1 tRNA gene and 1 rRNA gene are annotated in these 322 nt (G+C 43.2%); both read right to left on the bottom strand.

Annotated elements, in window-relative coordinates:
• Positions 1–86: 86 nt before the first annotated feature.
• Positions 87–162: transfer RNA gene (locus tag FCV43_RS19855), tRNA-Ala, on the bottom strand.
• Between the two features lie 82 nt (positions 163–244).
• Positions 245–322 (bottom strand): 16S ribosomal RNA (locus tag FCV43_RS19850); the annotation flags it as partial.

Raw genomic sequence — 322 nt, 5'->3', positions numbered from 1 at the left:
CCAAATTGTTAAAGAGCATGTATTTCATTATCTAAAGATAATGTAACCATTTCTAAGGACACTAAATGAAGGAATGTACTTAAAGATGGTGGAGCTATGCGGGATCGAACCGCAGACCTCTTCGCTGCCAGCGAAGCGCTCTCCCAGCTGAGCTATAGCCCCATCTGGTAAAGTAAAATCCTTTTTTACTCTAAAATAAACCTAATCAATCTGTGTGGGTACTCATCGTGAAAATCTTCGTATATAAGGAGGTGATCCAGCCCCAGGTTCCCCTAGGGCTACCTTGTTACGACTTCACCCCAGTCATGAACCACAAAGTGGT

It is taken from the genome of Vibrio genomosp. F6 (genome assembly GCF_005146325.1).
Lineage (GTDB): Bacteria > Pseudomonadota > Gammaproteobacteria > Enterobacterales > Vibrionaceae > Vibrio > Vibrio cortegadensis.
This window is presented reverse-complemented; position numbering and strand designations above follow the sequence as displayed.